This is a genomic window from Streptomyces sp. SID3343, assembly GCF_009865215.1.
Taxonomy (GTDB): Bacteria; Actinomycetota; Actinomycetes; order Streptomycetales; family Streptomycetaceae; genus Embleya.
Genome location: NZ_WWJX01001543.1, coordinates 1 through 412, shown reverse-complemented (window position 1 = coordinate 412; position 412 = coordinate 1). Strand labels below are relative to the sequence as shown.

General features: G+C 69.7%; 1 pseudogene. It reads right to left on the bottom strand.

The annotated features are described in order from the left end of the window. Positions 1-412: pseudogene (locus GT354_RS49110) on the bottom strand (M4 family peptidase); the annotation flags it as partial.

Here is a 412-nt window from a genome sequence, read left to right as displayed (position 1 = left end):
CCGTCCCAGTAGGCGTTGACGTCGTTGAGGCCGACCGCGATCGGCCACGTGCGTCCGGCGCCGTTGTGCCCGTTGCGGCCGAGCCAGGTGCGGAGCATGTCCCACTCCTTTTGCGCGGCCCACAGCGCGTCGACGCAGCCCGTTTCCAGGCTGGTGGGATTGCCCGTGCCCCAGTCGTCGACGTACTTGGTGAATCCGCCGCCGCTGTACTTCCCGCAACTCAGGCCCGGACGATTGGGGTCGGTCAGCGTGTACTGCGATCCGGAGTGGACGGTGTCGATGGTGATCGGGTCGGGCCCGTTCCACTTGCTGTGGCCGGCGCCGGCGCGCACGTCGTCGTAGGCGTCGAGCACGGTGCCGCTGCGGGCGTCGACGAAGACGTGCGGCTTGCTCGGGGCCGTCTCGGTGTGCC